The following is a 24644-nucleotide window of genomic DNA, read 5'->3' as shown; positions in this document are numbered from 1 at the left end:
AGCCCCTCAGCGCACCCCTAGGTCGCTCGGGCCGAAGGCATCCGGTAGAAGCTCGGACAGGCGATAGCTCGCCACCTCCTCCCCCTCGGCGCCGGCGCAGTGGACCGCGAGGTCGCGCCCGCTCAGCTGCGCCGCCTCGTTGAGCACCTGCCGGCAGCGGCCGCACGGCCGCACCGGGGCGTGGCCGGTGGCGCGCCCGGCGGGGTCCATCGCGCCGCCGATCACGCCCACCGCCACCACGCGGCGCAGCCGCCCCGAGGCGGAGACGGTCGCGATCGCCACCGTCTCGGCGCAGAGCGACAGGCCGTAGCTGGCGTTCTCGACGTTGGCGCCGGTCACCACGCTGCCGTCGTCGAGCAGCACCGCGGCGCCGACCGCGAAGCGCGAGTATGGCGCGTGCGCGTGCATCGCTGCCGCGCGCGCCGCCGCGATCAGCTGCCGCGCCTGCTCCTGATCCCGGTCGCTCATCCCAGCTCCACCACATCCCAGTTGACCGGCCCATCGACGCCGTCGACGCGGCGCAGGTCGGTCGCGCGCCACATCCGCCACACCCGCGCACCATAGCCGGGGCGGAGGAAGTTGCCGACCGCCCAGAGCGGCCGGTCGAACGCCTCGGTCAGGCGATAGTCGCGCTCGACGTCGCGCGCCACCTTGAGCACCACCGGCTTGCCCGTGTGGGTCTCGATCCGCGCGATCATGTCGGCCACCCCTGCCACCAGGGCGGCGCGCTCGGGGCGGTCGGGGCAGTCCTCGGCGTAGCGGAACGAGATCGCCACCGGCAGCGCGGCGGGGTCGCGCGGCACGACCGTGTTGAACGAGTCGGCCTGCGCGCGCGGCGGCTGGCAGAAGGAGAAGACGTGGATCGCGCCGCGGCGTAGGCCGGCGCGCGCCATCTCGTCCCAGTTGGTCTGGAAGGCGCGGTCGCGCGCGCGCGCGCCGCTCGTCGCCACCGCATAGCCGAAGTCGGCGCCCTCGCCCTTGAGGACAGGCCAGACGACGTCGCCGGTCGCCTCGGACACGTCGACACCCTGCACCGGGTAGCGCTCGACTCCCGGGCGCCAGCGTAGCGCGACCTGCCACGCGGCCACGCCCGCGAGCGCGATCGCGCTCAGAATCAAGAAGATCCTTCCCAAACCCCACATGATAAAACTTATGCCTTGATATGAAGAACGCAGATCAGCGTGAAGAGACGCCGCGCGGTGTCGAAGTCGATCGCCACCTTGCCGTCGAGCCGTTCGCGCAGCAGGTCGGCGGCCTCATTGTGGATGGCGCGCCGTGCCATGTCCACCGTCTCGATCTGCTGCGGCGTCGATTGGCGGATTGCCTGATAGTAACTGTCGCAGATCGCGAAATAATCTCTGATCGGTCGGCGGAAGCGCGCGAGCCCGAGCACCAGGGTCTCGAGCGGCGTGTCGTCGGCGCGACGGATCGCCAGTGCGAGCCGGCCCTCCTCGACCGACAGCCGCACCTTGTAGGGGCCGGCATAACCGTCGGGCTGCGCGCGCTGCGGGGCGAAATGATTGTCCTCGATCAGGTCGAAGATCGCGATCCGGCGCTCCTGCTCGATGTCGGCCGAGCGCCACAGGATGGTGCGCTCGTCCAGCTCGATGTCGATGATCCGCGGATCGGCCATGCGCCCGCTCGATAGAGGCGATGCGGCGTCGTCACAATCGAGTCATCCACAGGTTCCGCCGCCCGTGCCGTTCCGCTCGCCGCGTCGGACGCGTATAGGCCGGCGGATGGCCACCTTAGCATTCGCCCCGCCGGCATCGCCCGAGCCCGTCCACCTGCCGCGCAACGTCGAGGCCGAGGCGGCGATGCTGGGCGCGATGATGATCGACAATCGCCTCGCTGACGACATCGTCGACCGGCTCGAGCCGCAGCATTTCTACGAGCCGGTCCACGGCCGCGTCTTCGCCGCGATCAAGTCGCTGCGCGCCACCGACATGCTCGCCACGCCGGTGACGCTGCGCCCGATGTTCGAGGCGGACGAGGGGATGAAGGAGCTCGGCGGGGTCGGCTATCTCGCCGGTCTGACCGGCTCGGGCGCCGGATTGATCGGCGCGCGCCAGTTCGCGCAGCAGATCTACGACCTCGCGCTGCTGCGCGCGCTCGTCTCGGTCGGGCACACGATGGTCGATCGCGCGATGGACACCAGCGAGGAGGTCAACCCGCGCGCCCAGATCGAGGCCGCCGAGGAGGAGCTGTTCCGCGTCGCGGCGGACGGCGGCACCGAGAATGCGGTGAAGAGCTTCGCCCAGGCGAGCACCGCGGCGGTGAAGATGGCGGAGCGCGCGCTCAACTGGGGCGGCAACCTGTCGGGCGTGACCACCGGGCTCGACTCGGTCAACGCCAAGATCGGCGGCATGCATCACTCGGATCTCATGATCCTCGCCGGCCGCCCCGGCATGGGCAAGACCTCGCTCGCCACCAACATCGCGTTCAACGCGGCGCAGCGCTGGATGCGCGACATGCGCGACGGCATCCCGCCGGCCAAGTCCGTCGGCGCCAAGGTGGCCTTCTTCAGCCTCGAGATGAGCGCGGACCAGCTCGCCACGCGTATCCTCGCCGAGCAGTCGCGGATCAGCTCGGAGGCGCTGCGCATGGGCAAGATCAGCAAGACCGAGTTCGAGCAGCTCGCCGCCGCCGCGGCCGAGCTGGAGAATCTGCCCTTCTTCATCGACGACACCGGCGGCCTCTCGATCGGCGCGCTCCACACCCGCGTGCGCCGGCTGCAGCGGCGCCACAACAACGAGATCGGGCTGGTGGTGGTGGATTACCTCCAGCTGCTCTCGGGCTCGGGCAAGGGTGACGGCAACCGCGTGCAGGAGATCTCCGAGATCAGCCGCGGGCTGAAGACGCTGGCCAAGGACATGAACGTGCCGGTGCTGGCGCTCTCCCAGCTGAGCCGCGCGGTGGAGCAGCGCGAGGACAAGCGCCCGATGCTGTCGGACCTGCGCGAGTCGGGCTCGATCGAGCAGGACGCCGACATGGTGTGGTTCGTCTATCGCGAGGATTATTACACCGCGCAGCGCGAGCCCAAGCGGCCGATGGAGGGCGACTCCGCCAACGTCTTCGAGGATCACGCGCGCTGGGCCGCGGACATGGAACGGGTCTACGGCCTCGCCGAGCTGATCGTCGCCAAGCAGCGTCACGGCGCGACCGGCAAGGTGGTGCTCAAGTTCGACCCGACGATCACGCGCTTCTCGGATTACGCGGGCTATTGATCGCGCGGGCGCTTCTTCGGTAGCAGGAGCGCAAGGTCATGACGTGCGAGGCGTGCGGCTCTGGGCTCCTGCGTGCGCAGGAGCACGTCGGGTGGCGCGGAAGTAGCGCCGCCTCCCGTCATGACGGGCTTGACCCGGCAATCATGGTGCCGCGTGCGACACGCCCCGGGGTGGACGCGGCACCATGATTGGCGGCTTAAGCGCGGGACGACATTGAGGCGAGCTTTGGCCGAGGTCGAGCGAGGGGGCGGGCCACCCTCCGTTACTTGAGCACCAGCGGCAGCCCGGCGGCGACGAACACCACGCGGTCCGCGCACGTGGCAGCGCGCTGATTGATCGTTCCCGCCAGGTCGCGGAAGCGTCGCGCCAGCGCGTTGTCGGGGACGATGCCGAGCCCGACCTCGTTCGCCACCAGCACGACCCGCGCCGCGGTGTCGCGCAGCGCCGCTTCGAGCGCCTCCAGCGCCGCCGCCGTATCCTGCTCGCCGAGCAGCAGATTCGACGCCCAGAGCGTGAGGCAGTCGACCAGCAGCACCGACCCCCGCTGCCCCTCCGCCACGATCGTCTCGGCCAGCGCGAGCGGTGCCTCCACCGTGCGCCACCGCGAGTCACGGTCGGCGCGGTGTTGCGCCACGCGCGCGCGCATCTCGTCGTCGAGCGCCTGCGCCGTCGCGACGAAGACGAGCGCGCCGCCGGCCGCCTCTGCGAGCGCCTGGGCGTGGCGGCTCTTGCCCGAGCGTGCCCCGCCCAGCACCAGTGTCACGCGCGGTCCGGTCATCGTCACTCCCGCCTTGTGTTCGTTCGCCCGACTGGTGAAAGACGGGCCGCCGATGCTGCTGACCGACCCTTTCCCCGAGCCCGCCGCCGCGCTGACCTATCACGGCGGGCGCCCCGACGCTGCCGCACGCCTCTATCCCGACGCGCCCACGCCATGGCTCGATCTCTCCACCGGGATCAACCCCGTCGCCTGGGAGGGGGCGGAGGTGCCGCTCGCCGCGCTGCGCGCGCTGCCCACCCCGACCGAGCTGAGCGCGCTCCACCATGCCGCGGCCGCAGCGTTCGGTGCGCGCGACGCGGCGATCACCGCACTCCCCGGCAGCGAGGTCGGGCTCCGCCTGCTCGCCGCGCTCGCGCTGCCGCGCCCGTGGCATGTCGTGGCACCGAGCTATCGTACCCATGCCGCGGCACTTCCCGGCGCGGCGACGATCGACGCCGAGGCGGTCGATGCGGTCGCGCGCGGCGGCGGCACGCTGCTGCTCACCAACCCCAACAATCCCGACGGTCGCTGCTGGCCCGCGGCGCGGCTGCACGCGCTGGCGCAGGCGCTCGCCGATCGGGGCGGGGTGCTGGTGGTGGACGAGGCGTTCGCCGACGCGGTGCCCGGTGCGAGCGTGCTGCCGCTGCTGGCGCGCGACGATCGCGTGCTGGTGTTCCGTTCCTTCGGCAAGTTCTTCGGGCTCGCCGGCGTGCGACTCGGCTTCGCCGCGGGCGGGGCCGCGCTGGTCGGCGCGGTGGCGGCGCGGCTCGGCAGCTGGCCGGTCTCGACCGCGGCATTGCGGATCGGCACGGCGGCCTATCGCGACACCGCGTGGATCGCGGCGACGCGCGAGCGGCTCGCGACGACGGTGGCGGAGCTGGACGCCGTTCTGACCGCGCACGATCTCACGCCCGTCGGCGCCTGCCCTCTGTTCCGCCAGATCGAGCGCGACGACGCCCCGTTGCTGTTCGAGCGGCTCGCACGTGCGGGCATCCTCGTGCGCCCCTTCAACGAGGCGCCCGCGCGGCTGCGTATCGGCCTGCCGGGCGGCGCGGCGGCGCTCGCCCGGCTCGACGCGGCGCTCGGCGATCGCTGAGCCGGTCGCTCTGGTGGCGCTCGCGCTCGACGCCGCGCTGGGCTGGCCGCCGTGGCTCTACGCGCGCGTGGGGCACCCGGTCGGCGCGATCGCGCGCGTGATCGCGGCGGGCGAGCGGCGATGGAACGCGGCGGTGGTCGCTCCTGTCGCGGAGCGGGCGAGGGGGACAGTCTCCCGACTGAGCCCCGGCCCCGGCGGGGGCGACGCGGGGAGGGCGGGCGGTGATCACACGACGCCAGTCGTCGACCGCGGAACCGAAGCAGCATCGCGCGCTGCCGACGACGAGCCCGACCATCTTACCCCTGCGCGGCGACGCCTGCGTCGCCTGCTCGGCGCCGTCACCCTCTGCGCCGCCATCGTCGTCGCGGCCGGCACCGCCTGGCTGGCGGAGCGGGGTCTGCGCGCGACGCTCGGCGCGCCGGCGTGGCTCGCCGTCGCGCTGCTCGCCTGGCCTGGGCTCGCCCAGCGCAGTCTCGACGATCACGTCCGGCCGGTCGCCGCCGCGCTCGAACACGCTGACATCGCGGCCGCGCGCGTCGCGGTCGGGCGCATCGTCGGGCGCGACACCGCCGCGCTCGACCAGGCCGGCGTGGCGCGCGCGGCGGTCGAGAGCCTCGCCGAGAGCTTCTGCGACGCCGTCGCAGCGCCGCTGTTCTGGCTGCTGCTGCTCGGCCCCGCCGGCCTGTGGGGCTACAAGGCGATCAACACCGCGGACAGCCTGATCGGCCATCGCGAGCCGCGCTGGCGCGCCTTCGGCTGGGCGGCCGCGCGCACCGACGATCTCGCCAACTGGCTGCCCGCGCGGCTGGGCGGCGCGCTGCTCTGCGTCGCGGGCGGGGGAGGCTGGCGCGTGCTGTGGCGCGACTCGCGCCGCCACGCTTCGCCCAACGCGGGCTGGACGGAGGCGGCGATGGCGGGCGCGCTCGGCGTGCGGCTAGCCGGACCCGTCGCCTATGACGGCGCGGTCGCGCCCAAGCCGTGGATCGGCGACGGCCACGCCGATCTCGACGCGCGCGACATCCGCCGCGGGCTGGTCGTCTACCGCCGCGGCTGCCTGCTGCTGTGGTGCCTGGCGGGGGCGGTCGCGTGGGCGCGCTGATGCTCCAGGGCACCGGGTCGGACGTCGGCAAGTCGGTGCTCGTCGCGGGACTGTGCCGCGCGTTCGCCAACCGCGGGCTGTCGGTACGTCCGTTCAAGCCGCAGAACATGTCCACCAACGCCGCGGTGACCGCGGACGGCGGCGAGATCGGGCGCGCGCAGGCGACGCAGGCGCTCGCCGCGCGCGTGACGCCCCACAGCGACATGAACCCGGTGCTGCTCAAGCCGCAGGGCGACCGCACGTCGCAGTTGGTGGTCAACGGGCGCGTCCGCGGCGTGCTGCGCGCGAGCGAGTGGCGGCGGGGCCGCGAGGGACTGCTCGACCGAGTGCTGGCGAGCTACCGCCGGCTCGCGCGCGCGGCCGACCTCGTCGTGGTCGAGGGCGCCGGCTCGCCCGCGGAGATCAACCTGCGCGCGGGGGACATCGCCAACATGGGCTTCGCGCGCGCCGCCGACGTACCGGTGGTGCTCGTCGGCGACATCGACCGCGGCGGCGTGATCGCCTCGCTGGTCGGCACCCGCGCGGTGATCGATCCCGCCGACGCCGCGATGGTGCGCGGCTTCCTCGTCAACAAGTTCCGCGGCGATCCGGCGCTGTTCGAGGACGGCTATCGCGCGATCGAGCAGCGCAGCGGCTGGCGCGGCTACGGCGTCGTGCCCTGGCTGGCCGAGGCTGGGCGGCTGCCGAGCGAGGACGCGGTGGTGCTCCAGCGCGCGCGTGCCGCGGAGGGCGGCCGGATGGTGGTGGCATGCCCGATCACCCCGCATCTCGCGAATTTCGACGATCTCGACCCGCTCCGGCTGGAGCCCGACGTCGAGCTGGTGATGGTGCCGCCGGGTACGCCGATCCCCGCGGAGGCGGCGCTGATCGTGCTCGCCGGCTCCAAGGCGACGATCGCCGACCTGCGCGCGCTGCGGCGCGAGGGCTGGGACATCGACGTGCGCGCGCATGTCCGCCGCGGCAGGCCGGTGCTAGGGCTGTGCGGCGGCTATCAGATGCTCGGCCGCAGCGTGGCCGATCCCGACGGCGTCGAGGGGCCGGCGGAGACGGTCGAGGGACTCGGGCTGCTCGACGTCACCACGGTGCTGGGGGGTGACAAGCGGCTGGTCGCGGTCGCGGGCGCGGCACGCGGTGCTCGCTTCGAGGGCTATGAGATGCACCTCGGTCTCACCGCGGGCGCCGATGCGGCGCGCGCGCCGGTGCGCTTCGACGACGGGCGCGAGGACGGTGCCGCGTCCGCCGATGGGCTCGTGGCAGGCACCTATGTCCACGGGCTGTTCGCGCTCGCCGAGCAGCGCCGCGCCTGGCTCGCGCCGCTCGGCGTCGCGGGCGGCGGGGTGGACCACCGTGCCGACATCGACGCCGCCCTCGACTCGATCGCGGCGACGCTGGAGCGGCACCTCGACCTGGACGCGCTGCTGGCCCTGGCGAGCGAGGCGGGCGCCGCGTGAGGTGGGATGCTCCCGCGCGAGCAGCGGCGCTCAGCCCAGCGCGACGACGATCACGAGCAGCCCGGTCTCGACCAGTTCCACGCCAGCGCCGTGCGCGTCGCCGTTGATGCCGCCTAGCCGCCGCTTCAACCACCAGCCGTAGAGCCCGATGAGCGGCAGCGCGGCGAGCAGCGCCGGCTGGAGCGCCCCCGCGCCGAGCAGCAGCGCACTCCAGCCGGCGAGGTCACGCGCCCGCACCGCGCCCGCCAGCGTCGCACCGAGGCCTGGCTTGAGCGGCGGCAGCCAGCGCGCCCAGGCGAGCGGCCCCGCGCGCGCCGCCGCGGCGACCAGCGGCAGCGTCCACCAGCCTCCGGGCGGCAGCGCGTGGAGCAGCACCAGCTTGGTGAGCAGCTGGAGCGTGATCGCGACCACGCCGAAGCTTCCCACCTGCGGTTCGGCGAGGACGCGCAGCAGCCGCGCGCGGTCGCCGTGCGCCGCCCCGAGCGCGTCGGCGAGGTCGCTCAGCCCGTCGAGGTGGAGCGCGCCCGTGATCGCGGCCCAGCTCACCAGGGCAGCCAGCGCGCCGAGCCACGGGTCGCGCGAGCCCGCGAGCGCGCCCGCCGCGGCGACGATCGCGCCGAGGATCAGGCCGGCGAGCGGGTAGCAGCGGATCGAGGCCGCCCAGTCGTGCTCGCTCACCTCCACCCGCGGCAGCGGCAGCCGCGTGAGGAAGCCGAGCGCGACGATGAGCGCGCGGATCATCGCAGCGCGGTGATCTGGCTCACCGGCGCCGCGCCCGGCCAGCGGCGCAGCGTCACCGTCGCGGCATAGGGCAGGTCGAACATCCACACCTGGCGCGAGTCGAGCCCGCACGCGACCGCCAGCGCGGCGCGGATCGCACCGGCATGGGTGACGACGAGCGTGTCTCCGGCGAGCGACTCCAGCGCCGCTCCCGCGCGCGCTCTCAGCGTAGACCAGCGCTCACCGCCGGGCGGCGCGGCGCCGTCCGGATCGGCCCAGAAGGCGGCGAGCCGCTCGGGGGCGAGCGAGTCGGGGTGGCGGCCGTCCCAGTCGCCGAAGTCGAGCTCGCGCCAGCGCGCGTCCGTGCTGACGGGTACCTCGGCCATCCGCGCGATCGCGGCGGCGCAGTCGCGCGCGCGTGCCAGATCCGAACTCACCACGCGCTCGAAGCGGAGCGGCGCCGCCGCGGCGACGCAGCTCGCCATGCCGGCGGTCGTGACGGGCACGTCGCTGCGACCGTTGAGATGTCCGGCGCGAAGGGTGGCGCCGTGGCGCATCAGGTGGAGCGTGACCGGTGCGGTCACCCCGCGCTCACCCCCGCGTCGGCGAAGGTCGCCATGCGCTCGTGCGCGGCGAGCGCGGTGCGGACCAGTACGGCCGCGACCGCGCCGCCGCTCGCCTCGCCCAGCCGCAGGTCGAGCGCGAGCAGCGGGGTGAGACCGAGCCCGGCGAGCAGCCGCGCGTGCCCCGGCTCGGCCGAGCGATGGCCGGCGAGACAATGGTCGGTGATCGTCGGCGCCGCGACCGCCAGCGGTGCGAGCGGGGCGGTGGCGATGAAGCCGTCGAGCAGCACCGGCACGCGCGCGTGGCGCGCCGCGATCACCGCGCCCGCGATCGCGGCGAGCTCGCGCCCGCCGAGCCGGCGCAGCGCCTCGAACGGCGTGTTGGCGCGGGCGCGGTGGCGAGTCAGCGCGCGCGCGACCGCCTCGCGCTTGGCCGTCGCCGCCGCACCGCTCACCCCGCTGCCCGGCCCGACCCAGTCCGCCGCGTCGCCGCCCAGTGCTGCGGCGCAGAGCGCGGCGGCGACGGTGGAGTTGGCGATACCCATCTCGCCGGGAACGAGCAGGTCGAGCCCCGGCTCGACTGCGGCGGCGCCCGCCATCAGCGCCTCGCCGCACTCGGCCTCGCCCATCGCCTCGGTCTCGGCGATATCGCCGGTGGGGCGGTCGAGCTCGAGCGCGGTGACGGTCAGCTCCAGCCCGGCGACGTCGGCGAGCGCGTTGATCGCGGCCCCGCCCGCGGCGAAGTTCGCCACCATCTGCGCGGTGACCTCAGGCGGGAAAGCGCTCACACCGCGCGCCGCGACGCCGTGATTGCCCGCGAAGATCGCGACCCGGCCGTGCGCCAGCTTCGGGATGGCGCGGCCCTGCCAGCTCGCCATGAACAGCGCGACCTCCTCGAGCCGGCCGAGCGAGCCGCGCGGCTTGGTCAGCGCCGCCTGCCGCGCCGCCGCGGCCGCGCGCGCGCCGGCGTCGGCGGCGGGAAGGGTGCGCAGCGCGGCGTCGAGCGCGGCGGGGGTGTCGAGCCGGATCATGCGACCACGAAACCTTCCGGCGGCGTGCGGGTGAGGAAATGCCCCTTCACGCCGGCGGGCCACTCCTTGAACGGTACCTGGCCGGTCTCGCTCGCGGCATAGCGCGCGGCATAGTCGAGGATGGCGCGCGCGGCGTCATCACCGGGTGCGAACCGGCCGAGGACATAGCCGACCTTGCCCGGGGCGCGCAGGTGGACGGTGCAGAAATCGCCGCACGCGAACAGGCACGGCATCTCCTCGACCGACACCGCGGCATAGGCCGGGTCGCTCGCCTGCAGCGCGCGCAGCGCGGCGGCGAGCCGCGCACCGCCGCGCGCACCGTCGCCGTCCTCGCGCGCCTCGGCGCTGTGGCGGCAGGTGTTGCACGCCACCACCGACGTGCCGGGCGCGGCGGCGCGAAGCGTGACCATCAGAACTCCACTCCCGGCTGCGCCTTCACCCCGCCGCGGAACGGGTGTTTGACCTGGGTCATCTCGGTGACGAGGTCCGCGGCCTCGATCAGCGCGGCCGGGGCGTTGCGGCCGGTGACGACGAGATGCGTCATCGCCGGCCGGGCGGCGGCGACCGCGAGCACGTCGGCGACCGGCAGATAATCGTAGCGCAGGACGATGTTGAGCTCGTCCGCGATCACCATCGCGTACGACGGGTCGGCGACCATTCGCGCCACCTCGTCCCACGCGGCGCGCGCGACCGCCACGTCGCGGGCGCGGTCCTGCGTGTCCCAGGTGAAGCCCTCGCCCATCGCGCGGAAGGTGACGAGATCGGGGAAGGCGTCGAACACCGCGCGCTCGCCGGTGGTCATCGCGCCCTTGACGAACTGGACGATGCCCACGCGCATGCCGTGGCCGATCGTGCGGACCGCCATGCCGAAGGCGGCGGTGGTCTTGCCCTTGCCCGCGCCGGTATGGACGATCAGCAGGCCTTTCTCCTGCGTCTTGGTCGCCATCATCGCGCGCCGGCTCGCCTGCACCCGGCGCATCTTCTCGGCGTGGCGCTGCTCCGTCCCGGTCATCGTGCCACCCGTGGCGCGAGCAGCGGCTGGGCGAGCCGGCCGAACAGCTCGGCGGTGACGAGCCAGAAGATCACCTGCCCCGCGATCGCGGCGACGCGATACTGCCACAGCAGCGACGCGGGGAAGTCGGCGGGTACCTCGTCGACGGCCGGCAGCACCGCGGCGACCAGCGCGACGACGGCAAGATAGACGAGCCCGCCCGCGAGCCAGCGATCGAGCCGCGTCAACACCGCGCCGAGCCGCTGCGCCGTCCACGCGCCGGCGAGCGCGGCGAGGAGCGAACCCGCCAGCATCGCGAGGAAGGCACCGGTGCGCAGCCGTACCGTCTCGTGCAGCCCCACCGCGGGGGGCGTCGGCGGGTATTTGAGCGCGGGCGCGAGCACCAGCACGACGCAGGCGAGCGCGGCGAGCAGCAGCGCCAGCGCGCGCGGCGGGACCGCGCCGACGCGGCCGTGGCACGCCGCCACCACGATGGCGAGCAGCCCGCCCAGCGCGGTGCCGTAGAGCATCATCGCGGTGTACAGCCCCAGCGTCCTCTGGGTGGCCCGCGACACCAGCTCGACCCCGCCCGCGTGCGCGGCGTGGCGCGCCTCGAAGGCGATCGCGGCGTCGACGTGCGGTTCGGCGACGATCAGCGCGAACGTGGCGGCGACGAACGCGCCGGCGAGCCCGGCGAGCATCCCCCGCCAGAGCAGCAGCCCTGTCATGCTGTGACCGTCCGCTTAGTGGCAGGGGAAGCCGAGCAGGTGCCGCCCGTCATGGACGAACTCGTGGACGTACATGCCCTTGAACAGCGCGAAGGCGCCCTGCTCGGTGCTGACGAAGTAGAGCAGGATCAGCGCCACGATCGCGGCGAAGATCGCCCAGGGTGCGATCTCGGCGAGCGGGATCGCACCAGCGGGAGCAGGTGCGGGGGCGGCGAGCGGGCGCGCGGCGACGCGGCTGGTCATCGATTCGGCTCCAGTCCGGGGAAGCGCGCCCGGAATAGCGGGTTGACGCGCCGGGCGGGGTCTGACTCTCGACAGCCGCGGGGCCGTCGATCACAGTGGCGCGACCGCGCCGGAGTCTCACCGGCTTCCCGCCCGGTGCTGAGGAACGCAGCTGTGGCGGCTGCGCGGCACCGCGTCAACCGAGCAGGAGCCCCACCGTGACCGTTCGCCTGCTGCTGCTCTGCGTCGGCGCCACCGAGGCGACTCGGGCCGCGCGCTTCGCCGCACCCGACGACGCGCTCGATCCCGCGGGTCTCGCCAAAGCACGGGCGCTGCGGCTCGGCGCGGCGGCGTCGTGGCGCGGCGTCGTCGCGCCGGAGCGATCGGCCCGTGAGACCGCCGCGGCGCTCGGTCTGGCCGCGGCGGGCGAGGCGGCGCTCGCCGACCAGGACGCCGGCGCCTGGCGTGGCCGAGCATTGGAAACGCTGCCCGCGGCAGCGGTCGCGGCCTGGATCGCGGCCCCGGAGCGCGGCACGCCGGGCGGCGAGTCGCTCGAGGCGGTGCGCGCGCGCGTCGGCACGTGGCTCGACGCGCTCGCCGCGACGGACGGGGGGCGCTGGCTGGCCGTGACCCACGCGGCGGTGATCCGCGCCGCGCTGGCGCACGCGCTCGCGCTGCCGGTCGCGGCGACGCTGGCGATCGACGTCGCGCCGCTCGCCACGGTGGCGCTGTCCTTCACCGATCGCTGGCGCCTGCGCGAGCTGCGTCGCGGCGGAGGAGATAGCAGTCCATGATCCAGCCGTGCCGCGCGCGCAGCAAGGTGCGCTCGTCGCGGATCGCGGGCGCCGTCGCGGCGAGCGGACCCGCGAGCAGCGACTGCTGCGCCATGCCGAGATAGGCGCCCCACCAGATCGTCGTGCCCGCCGGGTCCATCCGCTCGAACGCGCAGCCCGAGTCGAGCATCACCGCCACCATCTCGATCCCGGCAGGCCAGCCCTCGGTACTGAGCCGGCGCCCGGTGGTGACGAGCAGGGGAGCGGCCAGAGCGGTGAGCGGGACGGCATGCGCGGCGGCGAGCGCCTGGAGGCTGGTGATGCCCGGCACCACCTCCACCGTCACGGGCATCGCGCCGGCGCCGAGCCGCGCGGCGATGCGCAGGCTGCTGTCGTAGAGCGAGGGGTCGCCCCAGACGAGCAACGCCACGCGGCCGCCGTCCGGCAGGTGGCGCGCGATCGCCGCGCGCCACGCCGCCGCGATGGCATCGTGCCAGGCGTCGACCCCGTCGAGATAGGGCAGCGCCGGGTCGCGGTGGGGCACGTCGAAGGTCGCTGTCGGCGCGCCGTCGCCGACCACCGCGGCGCAGATCGCCGCGCGCAGGTCGAGCAGCTCGGCGGTCTCGGCGCGCTTGCGCGGCAGCAGGATCAGGTCGGCCGAGCGCATCGCCGCCTCGGCCGCGCGGGTGAGATGGTCGGGGTTGCCCGTGCCGATCCCGATGAGGCTCAGCGCGATCATCGCGCCGCCGCGATCAGGTGGAAGAAACTGCCGCTCACGTGCCCGCGCGCCGAGCCGGTCTCCGCCACCGCGACGCCGTCGGCGTCGGTCACCGCGGCGAGCGGCGCGTCGGGCTGAGCGAGGATCGAGGAATAGTGGAACTCGTGCCCGAACAGCGTCGTGTCGGGCGCGAGGGCGCCGAGCCGTCGCGCCAGCGTCGCGCGACGATAGCCGAGGTGCAGCCGCCGCGCCGCGTAGCTCGTCACCAGCCCGAGCAGCCCCGCCATGCGGTGGTGCGCGCCGTCCGCGTCGACCAGCGCCTCGCCCAGCACCATGTAGCCGCCGCACTCGCCGTGGACGGGGCGCGTCTCGGCGTGTGCGCGCAGCCCCGCGAGGAAGCGCTCATTGGCGGCGATCCGGCCTGCGTGAAGCTCGGGATAGCCGCCGGGCAGCCAAACGAGGTCGGCGTCGGCGGCGGGCAACTCGTCGGCGAGCGGCGAGAAGGGGAGCAGCGTCGCTCCCGCCGCGCGCCAGCCGCTCAGCAGGTGCGGGTAGGAGAAGGAGAAGGCAGCGTCCTGCGCGAGCGCGATCCGCTGCGCCGGCGGGTCGATCCGAGACGTGGTCGCAGCGCTCAGCCCGCCCGCGGCGAGGGCACGCAGCGCGCGCAGATCAAGGTGCGCGCGGACGAAGGCGGCGTGCGCGGCGAGCCGCTCCTCCAGGTCGCCGTGCTCGTCCGCCTGGACGAGGCCGAGGTGGCGCTCGGGCAGGCGCAGCGCGGGCGCGCGCGGCAGGGCGCCGAGCACCGCGATCCCCGTCGCCGTCATGCCCGCGCGCGCGAGCCGCTCGTGCCGCGCGCTCGCCACGCGGTTGAGGATTACGCCGGCGATCCGTACCTCGGGGTCGAGCGTCGCGAAGCCGAGCGCGGTCGCGGCGGCGGACTGCGCCTGACCGCCCACGTCGAGCACCAGCACGACCGGCCAGCCGAACCGCCGCGCGATCTCCGCCCCCGCGCCGGTGCCGCTCTGCCCCGGTGACGCCACGCCGTCGAACAGCCCCATCGAGGCCTCGGCCAGCGCCAGCTCGGCGTCGGCCGCGCGCGCGGCGAGCGAGTCGAGCAGCGCGCCGGGCATCGCCCAGCCGTCGAGATTGTACGAGTCGCGCCCGCACGCGGCGCGGTGGAAGGCGGGATCGATATAGTCGGGGCCGCTCTTGTACGGTTGAACGGCCACGCCGTCCTCCGCGAACGCGCGGAGCAACCCGAGCATCACGGTGGTCTTGCCGCTGCCCGAGGCGGGCGCGGCGATCATCAGGCCCGGCGTCACGCCGCCGGCCCGGCGGCGGGGCGGAAGCGGCGGTCATAGTCGGGCGCGTAGAGCCGGCTCTCGTCGAAGCGCGCGGCGCCGAGCACGCGACCGACGAGGATCAGCGCCGTGCGCTCGGGCCCGCCCGCGGCGGAGTCGACGAGCGTCGCCAGCGTCGCGCGCACCACGCGTTCGTCGGGCCAGCTCGCGCGCCACACGATCGCCGCGGGGCAGTCGCCGGCGTGCGTCGGCAGCAACGTCTCCACGACCTCGGCGAGGCGATGGATCGAGAGATGGATCGCCAACGTCGCGCCGGTCGCGGCGAAGGCGGCGAGCGTCTCCGACGGCGGCATGGCGCTGGCGCGGCCGGACGTGCGCGTGAGCACGACGGATTGCGCGATGCCGGGCAGCGTCAGCTCGCTCTCCAGCGCGGCGGCCGCGGCCGCGAAGGCGGGGACGCCGGGTGTCACCGTGACGGGGATCCCGAGCGCGCGTAGCCGGCGCAGCTGCTCGGCCATCGCCGACCAGACCGACAGGTCGCCCGAGTGGAGCCGCGCCACGTCCTGCCCCGCGGCGTGCGCCGCGCCGATCTCCGCGACGATCTGGTCGAGCGACAGCGGGGCGGTGTCGATGATCCGCGCGCCTGGGGGGCAGTGGCGCAAGATCGCGGCGGGGACGAGCGAGCCGGCGTAGAGGCACACCGGCGCGGCGGCGATCAGGTCACGGCCGCGTAGCGTCAGCAGGTCGGGTGCGCCCGGGCCGGCGCCGATGAAATGGACGGTCATGGGGTTCCTTGCGCGAGCGCGCAGGTGGCGCGTCGATCGGGGGAGACGTGTCGCGTCGTGAGCAGGCGGCCGCCCGCTCCGGCCGCGTGGAGCGCGGCCGCCTCGGCGACGCTGCCGGTACCGCGCGCCGCGAGGCTGGCGGGTGAGCGCGTCGGGGTGCGCACCGCGCGGAGGGCGTCGTCCGCGACGGCGATGACTTGAAGGCCAAGCGCGCGTGCGAGCGGCGTCAGCAGCGCGACGCGGTCGGCCGGGGCGGCGAGCCGATCGACCGCTCTCCCCTCCGCCGCGGCGGCGAGCGCGGCGGCGAGCGACTCCACGGTGGCGCCGGCGCGGCAGCCGAAGCCGGCGACGATCACAGCGTCACGCTCCACTGCACGATCGGGAAACTCGCGCGCCAGCCGCGCCGCGTGCCGAGCGCCGCCGCCTGGGCCAGCTCCACCCGCAGCAGGGTGCCCCCCTGTGCCGCGTGACGCGCGGCGAGCAGCGCCTCGGACTCGAGCGTCACGGCGTGCGCCACCAGGCGGGTGCCGGTAGGCAGCGACTCGAACAACCAGTCGAGCAGCGCGTCGCAGAGGCCGCCGCCGACGAACACCGCGTCGGGCGGGGGCAAGTCGGCCAGCGCCGCGGGCGCCGCGCCCTCAATCAGCCGCAGTCGATCGACACCGAGCGAGTCGGCGTTGGCGCGGGCGCGGGCGGCGCGGACCGGGTCGCGCTCGATCGCCACCGCGGCGGTGCGCGGATGCGCGAGCAGCCACTCGATCGCGATCGAGCCCGATCCGGCGCCGATGTCCCACAGCAGCTCGCCCGCGCGCGGCGCGAGCGCGGAGAGCGCCAGCGCGCGCTGCGGGCGTCTGGTGAGCTGGCCGTCGTGCGCGAACCAGTCGTCGGGGAGGCCGCTCGCGCGGGGCACGACGCGGCCGTCGCCCGCCACCGCGATGGCGAGCGCGACCGGGTGCGCGACGTCGTCGAGGTCCCATGTCGCGGCGACGGTCGTGCGTACCCGCTCGCGCGCGCCGCCGAGGGCTTCCAGCACCGTCACCACGCTGGCGCCGAAGCCCTGCGCGACGAGATAGCGTGCCGTCTCCGCCGCGGCGTCACCGTCGCGCACCAGGACCATCGCGCGCTCGCCCGGCGCGAGCAGCGGGCGCAGCCGGCCGAGCGGCGCGGCGTGCAGCCCAAGGCAGGCGGTCTCCTCGAGCCGCCAGCCGAGCCGCGCCGCCGCCAGCGCGAAGGTCGAGCGCGCGGGGTGAGCCACCCACTCGTCGCGCGCGAGCAGCGCGGTGACCGTGCCGCCCGCGCCGAACCAGAAGGGGTCGCCGGACGCGAGCATCACCGTCGGCCGGCCGCGCCGTGCCAGCAGCCGCTCGACGCCGTCGGCGAAGGGGACCGGCCACGGCTCCCTGGACGCCGTCAGGCCAGGCAGCAACGCGAGCTGGCGCGGCGCCCCGATCACGTGCCCGGCGGCGTCGAGCGCGACGCGGCTTGCGGCACACAGTCCAGCCGGTCCATCCTCGCCGATCCCGACGATCGTCAGCCACGGACCCCGATCAGCCATGCCGCACCTCCTCATCCTCGGCGGCACCACCGAGGCGAGTGCGCTCGCCGCCGCGGTCGCGGGAAGAGGCATGCGCGCCACGCTGAGCTACGCGGGCCGCACCGCGCACCCGCGCGCGCAACCGGTGCCGGTACGAGTCGGCGGGTTCGGCGGCGCCGAGGGGCTCGTCGCCTGGCTGTGCGCCGAGCAGGTGAGTTGTGTCGTGGACGCGACACACCCGTTCGCGGCGCAGATGAGCGCCAACGCGGTCGCGGCCGCCGAGCGGGCGGGGGTGCCGCTCGTCGCGCTCACCCGGCCGCCGTGGCGCGCGGGCGCGGGCGATCGCTGGACACCCGTCGCCGACCTCGAGGCCGCGGTGGCCGCGCTCGACGGACCGCCGCGCCGGGTGATGCTCGCGCTCGGGCGGCTGCACGTCGAGCGTTTCGCGGCCCGGCCGCAGCACGACTATCTGCTCCGTTTCGTCGACGCGCCCGAGCGGGCGCCCTCGCTCCCGCAGCATCGTCTGGTGATCGACCGCGGTCCGTTCACGGTGGCCGGCGACCGGCGGCTGCTCGAGGCGCATCGCACCGAGCTGATCATCTGCAAGAACGCCGGCGGCGAGGGCGCCGCGGCCAAGCTCGCCGCGGCGCGCGCGCTCGGCGTGCCCGTGCTGATGATCGATCGTCCCGCGCTGCCAGAGCGGCGCACGTGCGACAGCGTCGCGGCGGTGCTCCACTGGCTCGATCACGCGACCGACCGCGGCGTGTAGAGCCAGGGCGCGCCGGCGCGCTCGATCAGCCGCGTCCGGCTCGAGCCGACGATCACCAGCGTCCGCATGTCCGCCATAGCGCCGCGTGCCTCCGGCAGCGGGACGACAAGCAGCGACTCAGCGGGCGTCGTCACCGCGCGCGCGAACAGCACCGGGCGCGAGTCGGCGCAGGCGGCGCGCAGCACGTCGAGCGCGCGGTCGAGCCCGTCCGGCCGCGCGGCCGAGCGCGGGTTGTAGAGCGCGATCGCGAAGTCGGCCTCCGCCGCCAGCCGCAGGCGACGCTCGATCAGCGCGGCGGGCTTGAGATTGTCCGACAGGTTGATCGCGCAGAAGTCATGACCGAGCGGTGCGCCGGCGCGCGCGCTGGCAGCGAGCATCGCGGTGATGCCGGGCAGCACGCGCACGTCGAGCGCGCGCCAGCTCGGCTGGCCGACTTCGACGGCCTCGAACACCGCCGCCGCCATCGCGAACACGCCGGGATCGCCCGACGACACCACGACGACCCGCGCGCCGGCCGCGGCGAGCGACAGCGCATGGCGCGCGCGGTCCAGCTCGACGCGGTTGTCCGACTCATGGCGGGTCAGTCCCGGGCGCTCCGCGACGCGGCGGACGTAGGGAATGTAGCCGACGACGTCGGTCGCGGCCGCGAGCGCCGCGCTCACCTCGGGGGTGACGAGCGCCTCGTCGCCCGGGCCGAGCCCCACGACGGCGAGCCAGCCAGCGCTCACCGGCACGGTCAAGGGCGCGCTCACGGCCGCCGCCCCCGACCATGGACGAGCACGATCGCGAAATAGGGCGCGCTCTCACCCGCCTCGGCGAGCGGCACGACCCGCTGCTCGGGCATCGCGGCATGCTCGACCAGCCAGGCGGCGTCCTCGCGTCCCGCGGCGGCGAGCGCGCGGCGCAGCTTGGGCAGGTGGCGGCCGATCTTCATCACCACCAGCGCGTCGGTGTCGCGCACGCGGCGGGTCAGCTCGGCCTCGGGCAGCGTCGCGGTGGCGACGGTGAGCACGTCGTCGCCCCAGGTGATCGGCGCGCCGCTGGCGGTCCAGGCGCCCGACATGCCGGTCACGCCCGGCACCACCGCCACCGGCACCGCGCCGGCGAGCCGCGCGTGCAGGTGCATGAACGAGCCGTAGAAGAACGGGTCGCCCTCGCACAGCACCACCACCTCCTCGCCGGCCACGGCGAGCGCGGCGAGGTGCGCGGCGCTCTCGGCGTAGAAGGCGGCGAGCTGCGCGTTATAGGCCGGATCGCTCACCGCCAGCTCGGTCGTGACCGGATATTCCATCGCATATTCGACGACGTCGGCGCGCAGCATGCCCTCCACCAGCCGGCGCGCGTGGCCGGGCCGCCCGCGCTTGCGGAAGAAGGCGAGGTGACGCGCGCCGCGTACCAGCCGGTCGGCGCGGACGCTCATCAGGTCCGCCGCGCCCGGTCCGAGCCCGACGCCGTGGATCGTGCCCGCGCTCACTCGGCCGCGCTCGCGAGCGCGTTGACCGCCGCGACCGTGATCGCGCTGCCGCCGAGCCGGCCCGTCACGATCGCGCAGGGCACGGGCGCCTCCGACCACAAGGCTTCCTTCGACTCGGCCGCGCCGACGAACCCGACCGGGCAGCCGATGATCGCGGCGGGGCGCGGGCAGGCGGGGTCGTCGAGCATCGCGAGGAGGTGGAACAGCGCGGTGGGCGCGTTGCCGATCGCGACCAGCGCGCCGCCGAGGTGCGGGCGCCACAGTTCCAGCGCCGCGGCGGAGCGCGTGGTCTGCAGCGCCGCGGCCACTCGCGGCACGGTGGCGTCGTGGAGCGTGCAGATCACCGCATTGTCGGCGGGCAGCCGCGCGCGCGTGACTCCCTCGCTCACCATGCGCGCGTCGCACAGGATCGGTGCGCCCGCGGCGAGCGCTGTCCGCGCGGCGGCGGCGAAGCCGGGCGAGAAGCGGATGGCGCCGGCGAGGGCGACGAGCCCCGCGGCGTGGATCATCCGCACCGCGACGGGCTCCTCCTCGACGGAGAAACGCGCGAGCTCGGCCTCGGCGCGGATGATCGCGAACGACTGGCGGTAGATCGTCGCGCCGTCGGTCTCGTGGGCAGGTCGCATTCAATCGGCTCCGAGATGGGCGAGCAGCGCCGCGGCCGTCAGGTCACGGCGGACGGGGGGCGAGTCGGCCCGTCCGTCGCGGACGAGGTCGTAGCGACCGCCGCGTCCCACGATCGTGAGCGCCGCGGGCGCACTCCGGGCGCAGCCCTTGGCGCAGCCGGAGACGTGGATCGGGCCTGCGAGCGGCGCCGCGGCGAGACGGTCGGCGAGCGCGCGCGTGACGACGCTCGCCCGTGGACAGGCTGGGGCGCCGACACAGGCGTCGACATGGACATCGGGAGGCGCTGAAGCGAGCGGTGACCTCGAACGTGCCTGTGCGGCGCCGCTGACGTGGACCTTACCCTTACTAGGAAGGGGAGGGGGGCCAGCCGAAGCCTGGTGGAGGGGGGGCGCCTCGGGTGAGTCCGGCGACATGCCCGAGCCGCGACACTCCCGCGAGAGGGCGCCGCCCTGAAAGTTCGGGCGAGAGGGTGTCGCCGGGACATCGCCTCGGCCGGTACGGCGGAAGCCGAAGCCCGCGTGCTCCTTCGAGGATAAGCGGCTGGAAGAGCTTGGCGGTGGCGGCACCCGTGCTGCGTCGCGTTCCATCAGCAGCGACCGCCACGGCGTGACCCGCAGCGCCTCGACCCCCGCGGCGAGCGACGCCAACTCAGCGCCCGTGAGGCGGCCGTAGCGCGGCGTCACCTGCTCGCTCTCCGACTCGCGCACGAGCGGCGCGACGCACCCCGACGCCCAGGCCGGCAGCACCGCCGGATGCCGCGCCATCCGGCCCGCCACCGCGCCCCCCGTCGTGACGAACCAGTCCGCGAGCGCCGCGATCGCCTCGACCTCCCGCCCACGCCGCAGGGGCGCGCCGGTCGCTCGCCCGTCGGCGCGCAGGATCAGCCCGCCGTCCGCGCCGCGCTCCACCCGCAGGTCCGCCGGCGTATCGCCCAGCACCGAGCCGTCACCCGCGTCGACCGCGATCCCGAACTTGGCCGGGAGGGGTGGCAGCTCAGCCCGGCGCGCCATGAGCGCGCGCGCGACACGATGCGTGTCGTCGCCCTCTCCCCAGTCCGGCGCCACCGTGAGCGCGACCGCCTCGATCGCGGGGTCGGGATCGACCAGCCCGGCCGACACCAGGCGATCCACCGCCGCGCGCCAGCCCGCCTCGTCGAGGCCGCGCAATTGGAGCGCGGCGCGACGCGTGAGGTCGATCGCACCGTTGCCGTAGGCCGTCGCCAGCTCGGCGACGAGCAGGGCCTGCGCGCGTGTCAGCCGCGCGAGCGGCGGCCGGAGGCGGAGCAGCAAGCCGTCGCCCGCCCGCATCGGCCGCCACGCGCTCGGGCACCAGCCGCGCAACGCGCTCATACCGCGTCTCCGAGCGCGGCGACGATCGCGTTGCGCCGCGTCGACCACAGCCCCGAGCGGTGCAGCGCGCGGAAACGGGCTTCCATCGCGGCCAGCGCCGCCGGATTGGCTTCGGCGAGAAAGTCGCGCACCGCCGCGTCGCCGAGCGTCGCATCGTGGTAGAGGTCGAGCAGTGCGGGCGGGACGACGCGCGCGAGGTGCGCGAAGGCGGCGAGATGGTCGAGCGTCGCCGCGATCTCGGCCGCGCCGCGATAGCCGTGGCGCATCATGCCGGCGAGCCAGCGCGGGTTGGCGGCGCGCGCGCGCATCACCCGCGCGATCTCCTCGCCCACGGGACGGGCACGCGGGCGCGTCGGGTCGCGACTGTCGAGGTGGAGCAACCGCGCCTCACCGCCCAGCAGCGTCTTGGCCGCCGCGAAGCCGCCGACATGAGCGGCGACGTCCGCCGCGGTGAGCAGGTCGCTCTCGGGCAGGTCGTGCGGGTGGACCAAAGCTTCGGCCGCGGCCACTCGACGCCGCAGGCCGGCCGCGTCGTCGAGCCCCGCTGGCGTGGCGACGGCGTCGTCATAGGCGTGCGACGAGGCGGCGAGCCACCGCTCGGCGGCGGCGGCGCGCCCCGGCTCGCCGTAGCGCTCGACGCTGTCGCCGAGCCCGACTCCGTAGCCGCCGGGCGCCGGGCCGTAGACCCGCGGCTCGGTCGCCTCGCCGACGAAGGGGTTCAGATCGCCCGGCTCGTCGCGCCCGTGGAGCGCGCGCACGGCCTTGCCGAACAGAGCGCAGAGTGTCGGGAAGGTGTCGCGGAACAGGCCCGATATGCGCAGCGTCACGTCGATCCGCGGCCGGTCGAGCAGCGCCAGCGGCAGGATCTCGACCCCGGCCACGCGATCCGAGCCATGATCCCACAGCGGCGCGGCGCCGAGGAGGTGGAGTGCCATCGCGAACTCCTCGCCCGCGGTGCGCATCGTCGCCGAGCCCCACAGGTCCACCACCAGCGCGCGCGGGTAGTCGCCTTCGTCCTGCAGATGGCGGCGCAGCAGCTCCTCGGCGAGTGCGATCCCCTGGCGATGCGCCGCGCGCGACGGGGTGGCGCGCGGGTCGACGCCGTACAGGTTGCGCCCGGTCGGCAGCACCGCCGCGCCCCTCGCGGGCGAGCCCGCCGGCCCCGCCGCGACGCGGCGTCCGTCCAGCGCCATGAGCAGTCCGTCACGCTCGTTCGCGCCGCTCTCACCGCGACCGTAGACGTGGAGTCCGTCGCCGAAGCGCGCGTCCTTCACGTCGCAGACGAAGGCGTCGATCCGGGTGACTCGCTCGGCGTCGCCGGTGCATGCGGCGAGGTCGAGCTCGGCGGTGAGCCCGGTCGCCGCTGCCTCGTCGGCGATGTCGCCGATCAGCCGCTCGCGCCGGCCCGGATCGAGCCCGTCGGCGGCGGAGAATTCATCGAGCAGCAGCTCGAGCCGCCCGAGCCCCGCGCCCGTCTCGGCGCGCACCAGCGGCGGGGGCAGGTGCCCGAGCGTCACCGCGGCGGCGCGGCGCTTGGCCTGCGCCGCCTCGCCCGGATCGTTGACGATGAAGGGGTAGATCAGCGGGGTCGCGCCGATCAGTGCCTCGGGCCAGCACGCGTCCGACAGCGCCACCGCCTTGCCGGGGAGCCACTCGAGCGTGCCGTGCGCGCCGACGTGGACGATCGCGTCGGTGCCGCGCGCGCGCAGCCAGAGGTAGAAAGCGACATAGGCGTGGCGCGGCACGCGCGCGACGTCGTGATAGTCGTCGCCGCGCGCGCGCGGGTGACCGCGCTCGGGCTGGAGCGCGACGAGCGCGTTGCCGCGCTGGAGGGCGGCGAAGTGGAAGTGGCCGCCCGCGACGGCGGGGTCGTCGGCGGGGGCGCCCCAAGTGGCGGTCAATGTGTCTTGGAGAGGGCGGGGAAGTGCGTCGAGGGCGCGCTCGTAGTCGACGAGCGGCCAGGTGAGGGCGGCCGCAGCGGCGTTCGGCTTAGCTGGAGCCGCTCCTTCCTCAACCCCTGCCCCGGCGGAGGCCGGGGCCCAGGTGCGGGCCGCTGCGGTCACGTCACGACAGTCATCGCAACTGGACCCCGGCCTGCGCCGGGAAACGGACGAGGGCGGCGTCGCGGGGTCAGTATTCCCCTGCAGCGCCTCGATCCCACCCGCGCCCATATCATAGCCCGCCGCGGCCAAGTCGCTCAGCATCGCGTCGGCGGAGGCGAGCGGGTCGAGCCCGACGGCGTGCGCGTGCTGATAGCTCTTGCCCGGATAGGTCGACAGCACGAGCGCGACCCGCCGCTCGCGGCACGGCTTACGCCCGAGCGCGACCCAGCCCGCGACCCGGTCCGCGATCGCGCCGACCCGTTCCTCGTCGGGCTGGTGCGCGCGACGCGCGAACTCCAGCGCCGGATCGCGCGCCCCCGCGTCCTTGAAGCTCGCCACCCCGGCGAAGATGCGTCCGTCCACCTCGGGCAACACCACGTGCATCGCTAGGTCAGCCGGCGAGAGACCCCGTACCGCCTCGGTCCAGTCGCGCCGCTCGGCGGTCGCCAACGCCACCTGGAAGACCGGCACGTCCGCGCTGTCGAGCGGCGACGGGTCCTCCGCGTCGCCGGCGGCGAAGGCGGTGGCGCTGACGATCGCCTCGGGCGCGAGCGCGGCGACCCAGCGCCGCAGCCAGCCGCGTGCCTCGGGCGCCTTGAGCGAGGGGACGAACAGCGCCGCCGCCGGCAGCCCGCGCGCGGCGAGCGCCTCGCGCAGCGCCGCGATCGGCGCGACGTCGCCGGCGAGCAGATAGGAACGATAGAAGACGATCAGCGCGCGCGGCCGCTCCACCGCGAAGGCGAGCGCGGCGGAACAGGTGGGCGCCGCACCCTCCGCCCAGGCGCCCACTGCGGCGAGCGGCGATGTCTCCGCCGGCAGCGCGGCGTCGAGCCCGGCGGCGCGCGCGAGCAGCGCCAGCGCGGCGCGCGCCGCCCCGGCGCCGCCCGCCTCGCAATGCCGCGCCAGCGCGCGCAGCTCGGCCAGCGGCAGCGTCGAGGCGGCGTCGAGCGCGGCATCCTCGCGCCCGTCGGCGGCGAGCACCGCCAGCGCGATGTCGCGCTCCCGCGCCAGCCGCGTGAGCTGCTGCAGCCCGTAGCTCCAGTAGGAGCGTCCGCCGATCAGCCGCACCAGGATCGCGCGCGCGTGCGCCAGCGTCGCCTCGACATAGGTGTCGATCGAGAGCGGGTGCGCCACCTCGGCGAGGTTGGCGAGCCGCAGCGACGGCAGCGCCGCACCGCTCGCCGCGGCGGCGCGCCAGCCGGCGGCGAAGGCCTGCAGGTCGCTGTCCGAGAAGGACAGGACGACGAGGTCGGCGGGCGACTGCGCGAGGTCGCGCGGCGCGGCCGCCGCGTCGAGCCCGTGCGTCTCGCGGAAGAGGACGTGCATG

The 24644-nt window shown here is 75.1% G+C and carries 27 protein-coding genes and 1 riboswitch; of the genes, 6 read left to right on the top strand and 21 right to left on the bottom strand.

Annotation, left to right across the window (positions count from 1 at the left end):
* Window positions 1-6 precede the first annotated feature (6 nt).
* From FHY05_RS07400 to FHY05_RS07390, 3 genes are read right to left on the bottom strand one after another with little or no spacing between them, the layout of a single operon-like run.
* Window positions 7-468 (bottom strand): cytidine deaminase, encoded by a 462-nt coding sequence (locus FHY05_RS07400; RefSeq protein ID WP_183943742.1) that lies wholly within the window; start codon window positions 466-468, stop codon window positions 7-9.
* On the bottom strand, window positions 465-1118 hold the full coding sequence (locus FHY05_RS07395; protein ID WP_183943741.1) for a glycoside hydrolase family 25 protein: 654 nt from the start codon (window positions 1116-1118) through the stop codon (window positions 465-467). Before FHY05_RS07395 ends, FHY05_RS07400 begins: the two co-directional genes overlap by 4 nt.
* 32 nt (window positions 1119-1150) lie before the next feature.
* The gene (locus tag FHY05_RS07390; RefSeq protein WP_183943740.1) at window positions 1151-1633 is read right to left on the bottom strand and encodes a UPF0262 family protein; all 483 of its coding nucleotides are present in this window, start codon (window positions 1631-1633) and stop codon (window positions 1151-1153) included.
* Between the two features lie 106 nt (window positions 1634-1739).
* Between FHY05_RS07390 and FHY05_RS07385 the strand changes: the two genes are divergently transcribed.
* Window positions 1740-3227, top strand: a complete 1488-nt coding sequence (locus tag FHY05_RS07385) for a replicative DNA helicase (RefSeq protein ID WP_183943739.1) — start codon at window positions 1740-1742, stop codon at window positions 3225-3227.
* A gap of 262 nt (window positions 3228-3489) precedes the next feature.
* On the opposite strand, the gene cobU is transcribed toward FHY05_RS07385, so the two are convergent.
* A complete protein-coding gene (gene cobU / locus FHY05_RS07380) occupies window positions 3490-4005 on the bottom strand; it encodes a bifunctional adenosylcobinamide kinase/adenosylcobinamide-phosphate guanylyltransferase (RefSeq protein WP_183943738.1) in 516 nt (171 codons plus the stop codon).
* A 34-nt stretch (window positions 4006-4039) separates the two neighbouring features.
* On the opposite strand from cobU, the gene FHY05_RS07375 reads away from it, so the two are divergent.
* Genes FHY05_RS07375 through FHY05_RS07365 form a run of 3 tightly spaced genes read left to right on the top strand, consistent with a single transcriptional unit; the run spans window position 4040 to window position 7630 of the window.
* Complete coding sequence (locus FHY05_RS07375) at window positions 4040-5080, top strand: aminotransferase class I/II-fold pyridoxal phosphate-dependent enzyme (RefSeq protein WP_311732399.1); 1041 nt, start codon at window positions 4040-4042, stop codon at window positions 5078-5080.
* Entirely contained in the window at window positions 5073-6179 is a 1107-nt protein-coding gene (locus tag FHY05_RS07370) for a cobalamin biosynthesis protein (protein WP_409321667.1), read from the top strand. The genes FHY05_RS07375 and FHY05_RS07370 overlap by 8 nt, the downstream gene beginning before the upstream one ends.
* A complete protein-coding gene (locus FHY05_RS07365; RefSeq protein ID WP_183943737.1) occupies window positions 6167-7630 on the top strand; it encodes a cobyric acid synthase in 1464 nt (487 codons plus the stop codon). Before FHY05_RS07370 ends, FHY05_RS07365 begins: the two co-directional genes overlap by 13 nt.
* 30 nt (window positions 7631-7660) lie before the next feature.
* On the opposite strand, the gene cobS is transcribed toward FHY05_RS07365, so the two are convergent.
* From cobS to FHY05_RS07330, 7 genes are read right to left on the bottom strand one after another with little or no spacing between them, the layout of a single operon-like run.
* Complete coding sequence (gene cobS / locus FHY05_RS07360) at window positions 7661-8368, bottom strand: adenosylcobinamide-GDP ribazoletransferase (RefSeq protein WP_183944021.1); 708 nt, start codon at window positions 8366-8368, stop codon at window positions 7661-7663.
* A complete protein-coding gene (locus FHY05_RS07355; protein ID WP_311732397.1) occupies window positions 8368-8934 on the bottom strand; it encodes a histidine phosphatase family protein in 567 nt (188 codons plus the stop codon). The genes cobS and FHY05_RS07355 overlap by 1 nt, the downstream gene beginning before the upstream one ends.
* Window positions 8931-9944, bottom strand: a complete 1014-nt coding sequence (gene cobT, locus FHY05_RS07350) for a nicotinate-nucleotide--dimethylbenzimidazole phosphoribosyltransferase (RefSeq protein ID WP_183943736.1) — start codon at window positions 9942-9944, stop codon at window positions 8931-8933. Before cobT ends, FHY05_RS07355 begins: the two co-directional genes overlap by 4 nt.
* The gene (locus FHY05_RS07345; protein WP_183943735.1) at window positions 9941-10354 is read right to left on the bottom strand and encodes a DUF1636 domain-containing protein; all 414 of its coding nucleotides are present in this window, start codon (window positions 10352-10354) and stop codon (window positions 9941-9943) included. Before FHY05_RS07345 ends, cobT begins: the two co-directional genes overlap by 4 nt.
* Window positions 10354-10956 (bottom strand): cob(I)yrinic acid a,c-diamide adenosyltransferase, encoded by a 603-nt coding sequence (gene cobO / locus FHY05_RS07340; RefSeq protein ID WP_183943734.1) that lies wholly within the window; start codon window positions 10954-10956, stop codon window positions 10354-10356. Before cobO ends, FHY05_RS07345 begins: the two co-directional genes overlap by 1 nt.
* Window positions 10953-11663, bottom strand: coding sequence for a CbtA family protein (locus FHY05_RS07335; RefSeq protein WP_260181375.1), 711 nt, complete (start codon window positions 11661-11663; stop codon window positions 10953-10955). The genes cobO and FHY05_RS07335 overlap by 4 nt, the downstream gene beginning before the upstream one ends.
* 15 nt (window positions 11664-11678) lie before the next feature.
* Window positions 11679-11906 carry a CbtB-domain containing protein gene (locus tag FHY05_RS07330; RefSeq protein ID WP_183943733.1) on the bottom strand — a complete coding sequence of 76 codons (228 nt, stop codon included), beginning with the start codon at window positions 11904-11906 and terminating at the stop codon, window positions 11679-11681.
* A 58-nt stretch (window positions 11907-11964) separates the two neighbouring features.
* A riboswitch (cobalamin riboswitch) is annotated at window positions 11965-12036 on the bottom strand.
* 67 nt (window positions 12037-12103) lie between these two features.
* Between FHY05_RS07330 and FHY05_RS07325 the strand changes: the two genes are divergently transcribed.
* Window positions 12104-12679 carry a histidine phosphatase family protein gene (locus tag FHY05_RS07325; protein WP_183943732.1) on the top strand — a complete coding sequence of 192 codons (576 nt, stop codon included), beginning with the start codon at window positions 12104-12106 and terminating at the stop codon, window positions 12677-12679.
* Here the strand turns inward: FHY05_RS07325 and cobF are convergent.
* Genes cobF through cbiE form a run of 5 tightly spaced genes read right to left on the bottom strand, consistent with a single transcriptional unit; the run spans window position 12621 to window position 17017 of the window.
* Complete coding sequence (cobF, locus tag FHY05_RS07320) at window positions 12621-13397, bottom strand: precorrin-6A synthase (deacetylating) (protein WP_183943731.1); 777 nt, start codon at window positions 13395-13397, stop codon at window positions 12621-12623. The genes FHY05_RS07325 and cobF overlap by 59 nt on opposite strands.
* Window positions 13394-14683: a cobyrinate a,c-diamide synthase gene (locus FHY05_RS07315; protein WP_183943730.1), complete on the bottom strand. Its 1290-nt coding sequence runs from the start codon at window positions 14681-14683 to the stop codon at window positions 13394-13396. The genes cobF and FHY05_RS07315 overlap by 4 nt, the downstream gene beginning before the upstream one ends.
* 11 nt (window positions 14684-14694) lie before the next feature.
* The gene (cobM, locus tag FHY05_RS07310; RefSeq protein ID WP_183943729.1) at window positions 14695-15462 is read right to left on the bottom strand and encodes a precorrin-4 C(11)-methyltransferase; all 768 of its coding nucleotides are present in this window, start codon (window positions 15460-15462) and stop codon (window positions 14695-14697) included.
* Window positions 15459-15833 (bottom strand): cobalamin biosynthesis protein, encoded by a 375-nt coding sequence (locus FHY05_RS07305; protein WP_311732396.1) that lies wholly within the window; start codon window positions 15831-15833, stop codon window positions 15459-15461. Before FHY05_RS07305 ends, cobM begins: the two co-directional genes overlap by 4 nt.
* A complete protein-coding gene (gene cbiE, locus FHY05_RS07300) occupies window positions 15815-17017 on the bottom strand; it encodes a precorrin-6y C5,15-methyltransferase (decarboxylating) subunit CbiE (RefSeq protein WP_183943728.1) in 1203 nt (400 codons plus the stop codon). The genes FHY05_RS07305 and cbiE overlap by 19 nt, the downstream gene beginning before the upstream one ends.
* Between cbiE and FHY05_RS07295 the strand changes: the two genes are divergently transcribed.
* Window positions 17016-17765 carry a cobalt-precorrin-6A reductase gene (locus FHY05_RS07295; protein ID WP_183943727.1) on the top strand — a complete coding sequence of 250 codons (750 nt, stop codon included), beginning with the start codon at window positions 17016-17018 and terminating at the stop codon, window positions 17763-17765. The genes cbiE and FHY05_RS07295 overlap by 2 nt on opposite strands.
* Here FHY05_RS07295 and cobJ read toward each other — a convergent pair.
* Genes cobJ through cobN form a run of 5 tightly spaced genes read right to left on the bottom strand, consistent with a single transcriptional unit; the run spans window position 17741 to window position 24643 of the window.
* Window positions 17741-18493, bottom strand: a complete 753-nt coding sequence (gene cobJ / locus FHY05_RS07290) for a precorrin-3B C(17)-methyltransferase (RefSeq protein WP_183944018.1) — start codon at window positions 18491-18493, stop codon at window positions 17741-17743. The genes FHY05_RS07295 and cobJ overlap by 25 nt on opposite strands.
* Before the next feature lie 20 nt (window positions 18494-18513).
* Window positions 18514-19239: a precorrin-2 C(20)-methyltransferase gene (gene cobI, locus FHY05_RS07285; RefSeq protein ID WP_183943726.1), complete on the bottom strand. Its 726-nt coding sequence runs from the start codon at window positions 19237-19239 to the stop codon at window positions 18514-18516.
* A complete protein-coding gene (locus tag FHY05_RS07280; protein ID WP_183943725.1) occupies window positions 19236-19865 on the bottom strand; it encodes a precorrin-8X methylmutase in 630 nt (209 codons plus the stop codon). Before FHY05_RS07280 ends, cobI begins: the two co-directional genes overlap by 4 nt.
* Entirely contained in the window at window positions 19866-21215 is a 1350-nt protein-coding gene (locus FHY05_RS22435) for a cobalamin biosynthesis protein CobG (RefSeq protein ID WP_260181374.1), read from the bottom strand.
* Window positions 21212-24643: a cobaltochelatase subunit CobN gene (gene cobN, locus FHY05_RS07270; protein WP_183943724.1), complete on the bottom strand. Its 3432-nt coding sequence runs from the start codon at window positions 24641-24643 to the stop codon at window positions 21212-21214. The genes FHY05_RS22435 and cobN overlap by 4 nt, the downstream gene beginning before the upstream one ends.
* Between the last annotated feature and the right edge of the window lies 1 nt (window position 24644).

This window comes from Sphingomonas sp. BK580, from assembly GCF_014194975.1.
Classification (GTDB): Bacteria; Pseudomonadota; Alphaproteobacteria; order Sphingomonadales; family Sphingomonadaceae; genus Sphingomonas.
Note: the sequence above shows the minus strand (reverse complement) of the source record. Positions and strands in the feature narration are given on the sequence as shown.

Excerpts from the sequence above, each read along its gene's own strand:
- cobU (WP_183943738.1), bottom strand. The coding sequence starts at position 4,005 with ATGACCGGACCGCGCGTGACACTGGTGCTGGGCGGGGCACGCTCGGGC.
- cobT (WP_183943736.1), bottom strand. The coding sequence starts at position 9,944 with ATGATCCGGCTCGACACCCCCGCCGCGCTCGACGCCGCGCTGCGCACC.
- cbiE (WP_183943728.1), bottom strand. The coding sequence starts at position 17,017 with ATGGCTGATCGGGGTCCGTGGCTGACGATCGTCGGGATCGGCGAGGAT.
- FHY05_RS22435 (WP_260181374.1), bottom strand. The coding sequence starts at position 21,215 with ATGAGCGCGTTGCGCGGCTGGTGCCCGAGCGCGTGGCGGCCGATGCGG.
- FHY05_RS07345 (WP_183943735.1), bottom strand. The coding sequence starts at position 10,354 with ATGGTCACGCTTCGCGCCGCCGCGCCCGGCACGTCGGTGGTGGCGTGC.
- FHY05_RS07390 (WP_183943740.1), bottom strand. The coding sequence starts at position 1,633 with ATGGCCGATCCGCGGATCATCGACATCGAGCTGGACGAGCGCACCATC.
- FHY05_RS07400 (WP_183943742.1), bottom strand. The coding sequence starts at position 468 with ATGAGCGACCGGGATCAGGAGCAGGCGCGGCAGCTGATCGCGGCGGCG.
- cobM (WP_183943729.1), bottom strand. The coding sequence starts at position 15,462 with ATGACCGTCCATTTCATCGGCGCCGGCCCGGGCGCACCCGACCTGCTG.
- FHY05_RS07385 (WP_183943739.1), top strand. The coding sequence starts at position 1,740 with ATGGCCACCTTAGCATTCGCCCCGCCGGCATCGCCCGAGCCCGTCCAC.
- FHY05_RS07295 (WP_183943727.1), top strand. The coding sequence starts at position 17,016 with ATGCCGCACCTCCTCATCCTCGGCGGCACCACCGAGGCGAGTGCGCTC.
- FHY05_RS07315 (WP_183943730.1), bottom strand. The coding sequence starts at position 14,683 with ATGATCGCCGCGCCCGCCTCGGGCAGCGGCAAGACCACCGTGATGCTC.
- cobN (WP_183943724.1), bottom strand. The coding sequence starts at position 24,643 with ATGCACGTCCTCTTCCGCGAGACGCACGGGCTCGACGCGGCGGCCGCG.
- cobO (WP_183943734.1), bottom strand. The coding sequence starts at position 10,956 with ATGACCGGGACGGAGCAGCGCCACGCCGAGAAGATGCGCCGGGTGCAG.
- cobF (WP_183943731.1), bottom strand. The coding sequence starts at position 13,397 with ATGATCGCGCTGAGCCTCATCGGGATCGGCACGGGCAACCCCGACCAT.
- FHY05_RS07335 (WP_260181375.1), bottom strand. The coding sequence starts at position 11,663 with ATGACAGGGCTGCTGCTCTGGCGGGGGATGCTCGCCGGGCTCGCCGGC.
- FHY05_RS07280 (WP_183943725.1), bottom strand. The coding sequence starts at position 19,865 with ATGCGACCTGCCCACGAGACCGACGGCGCGACGATCTACCGCCAGTCG.
- FHY05_RS07330 (WP_183943733.1), bottom strand. The coding sequence starts at position 11,906 with ATGACCAGCCGCGTCGCCGCGCGCCCGCTCGCCGCCCCCGCACCTGCT.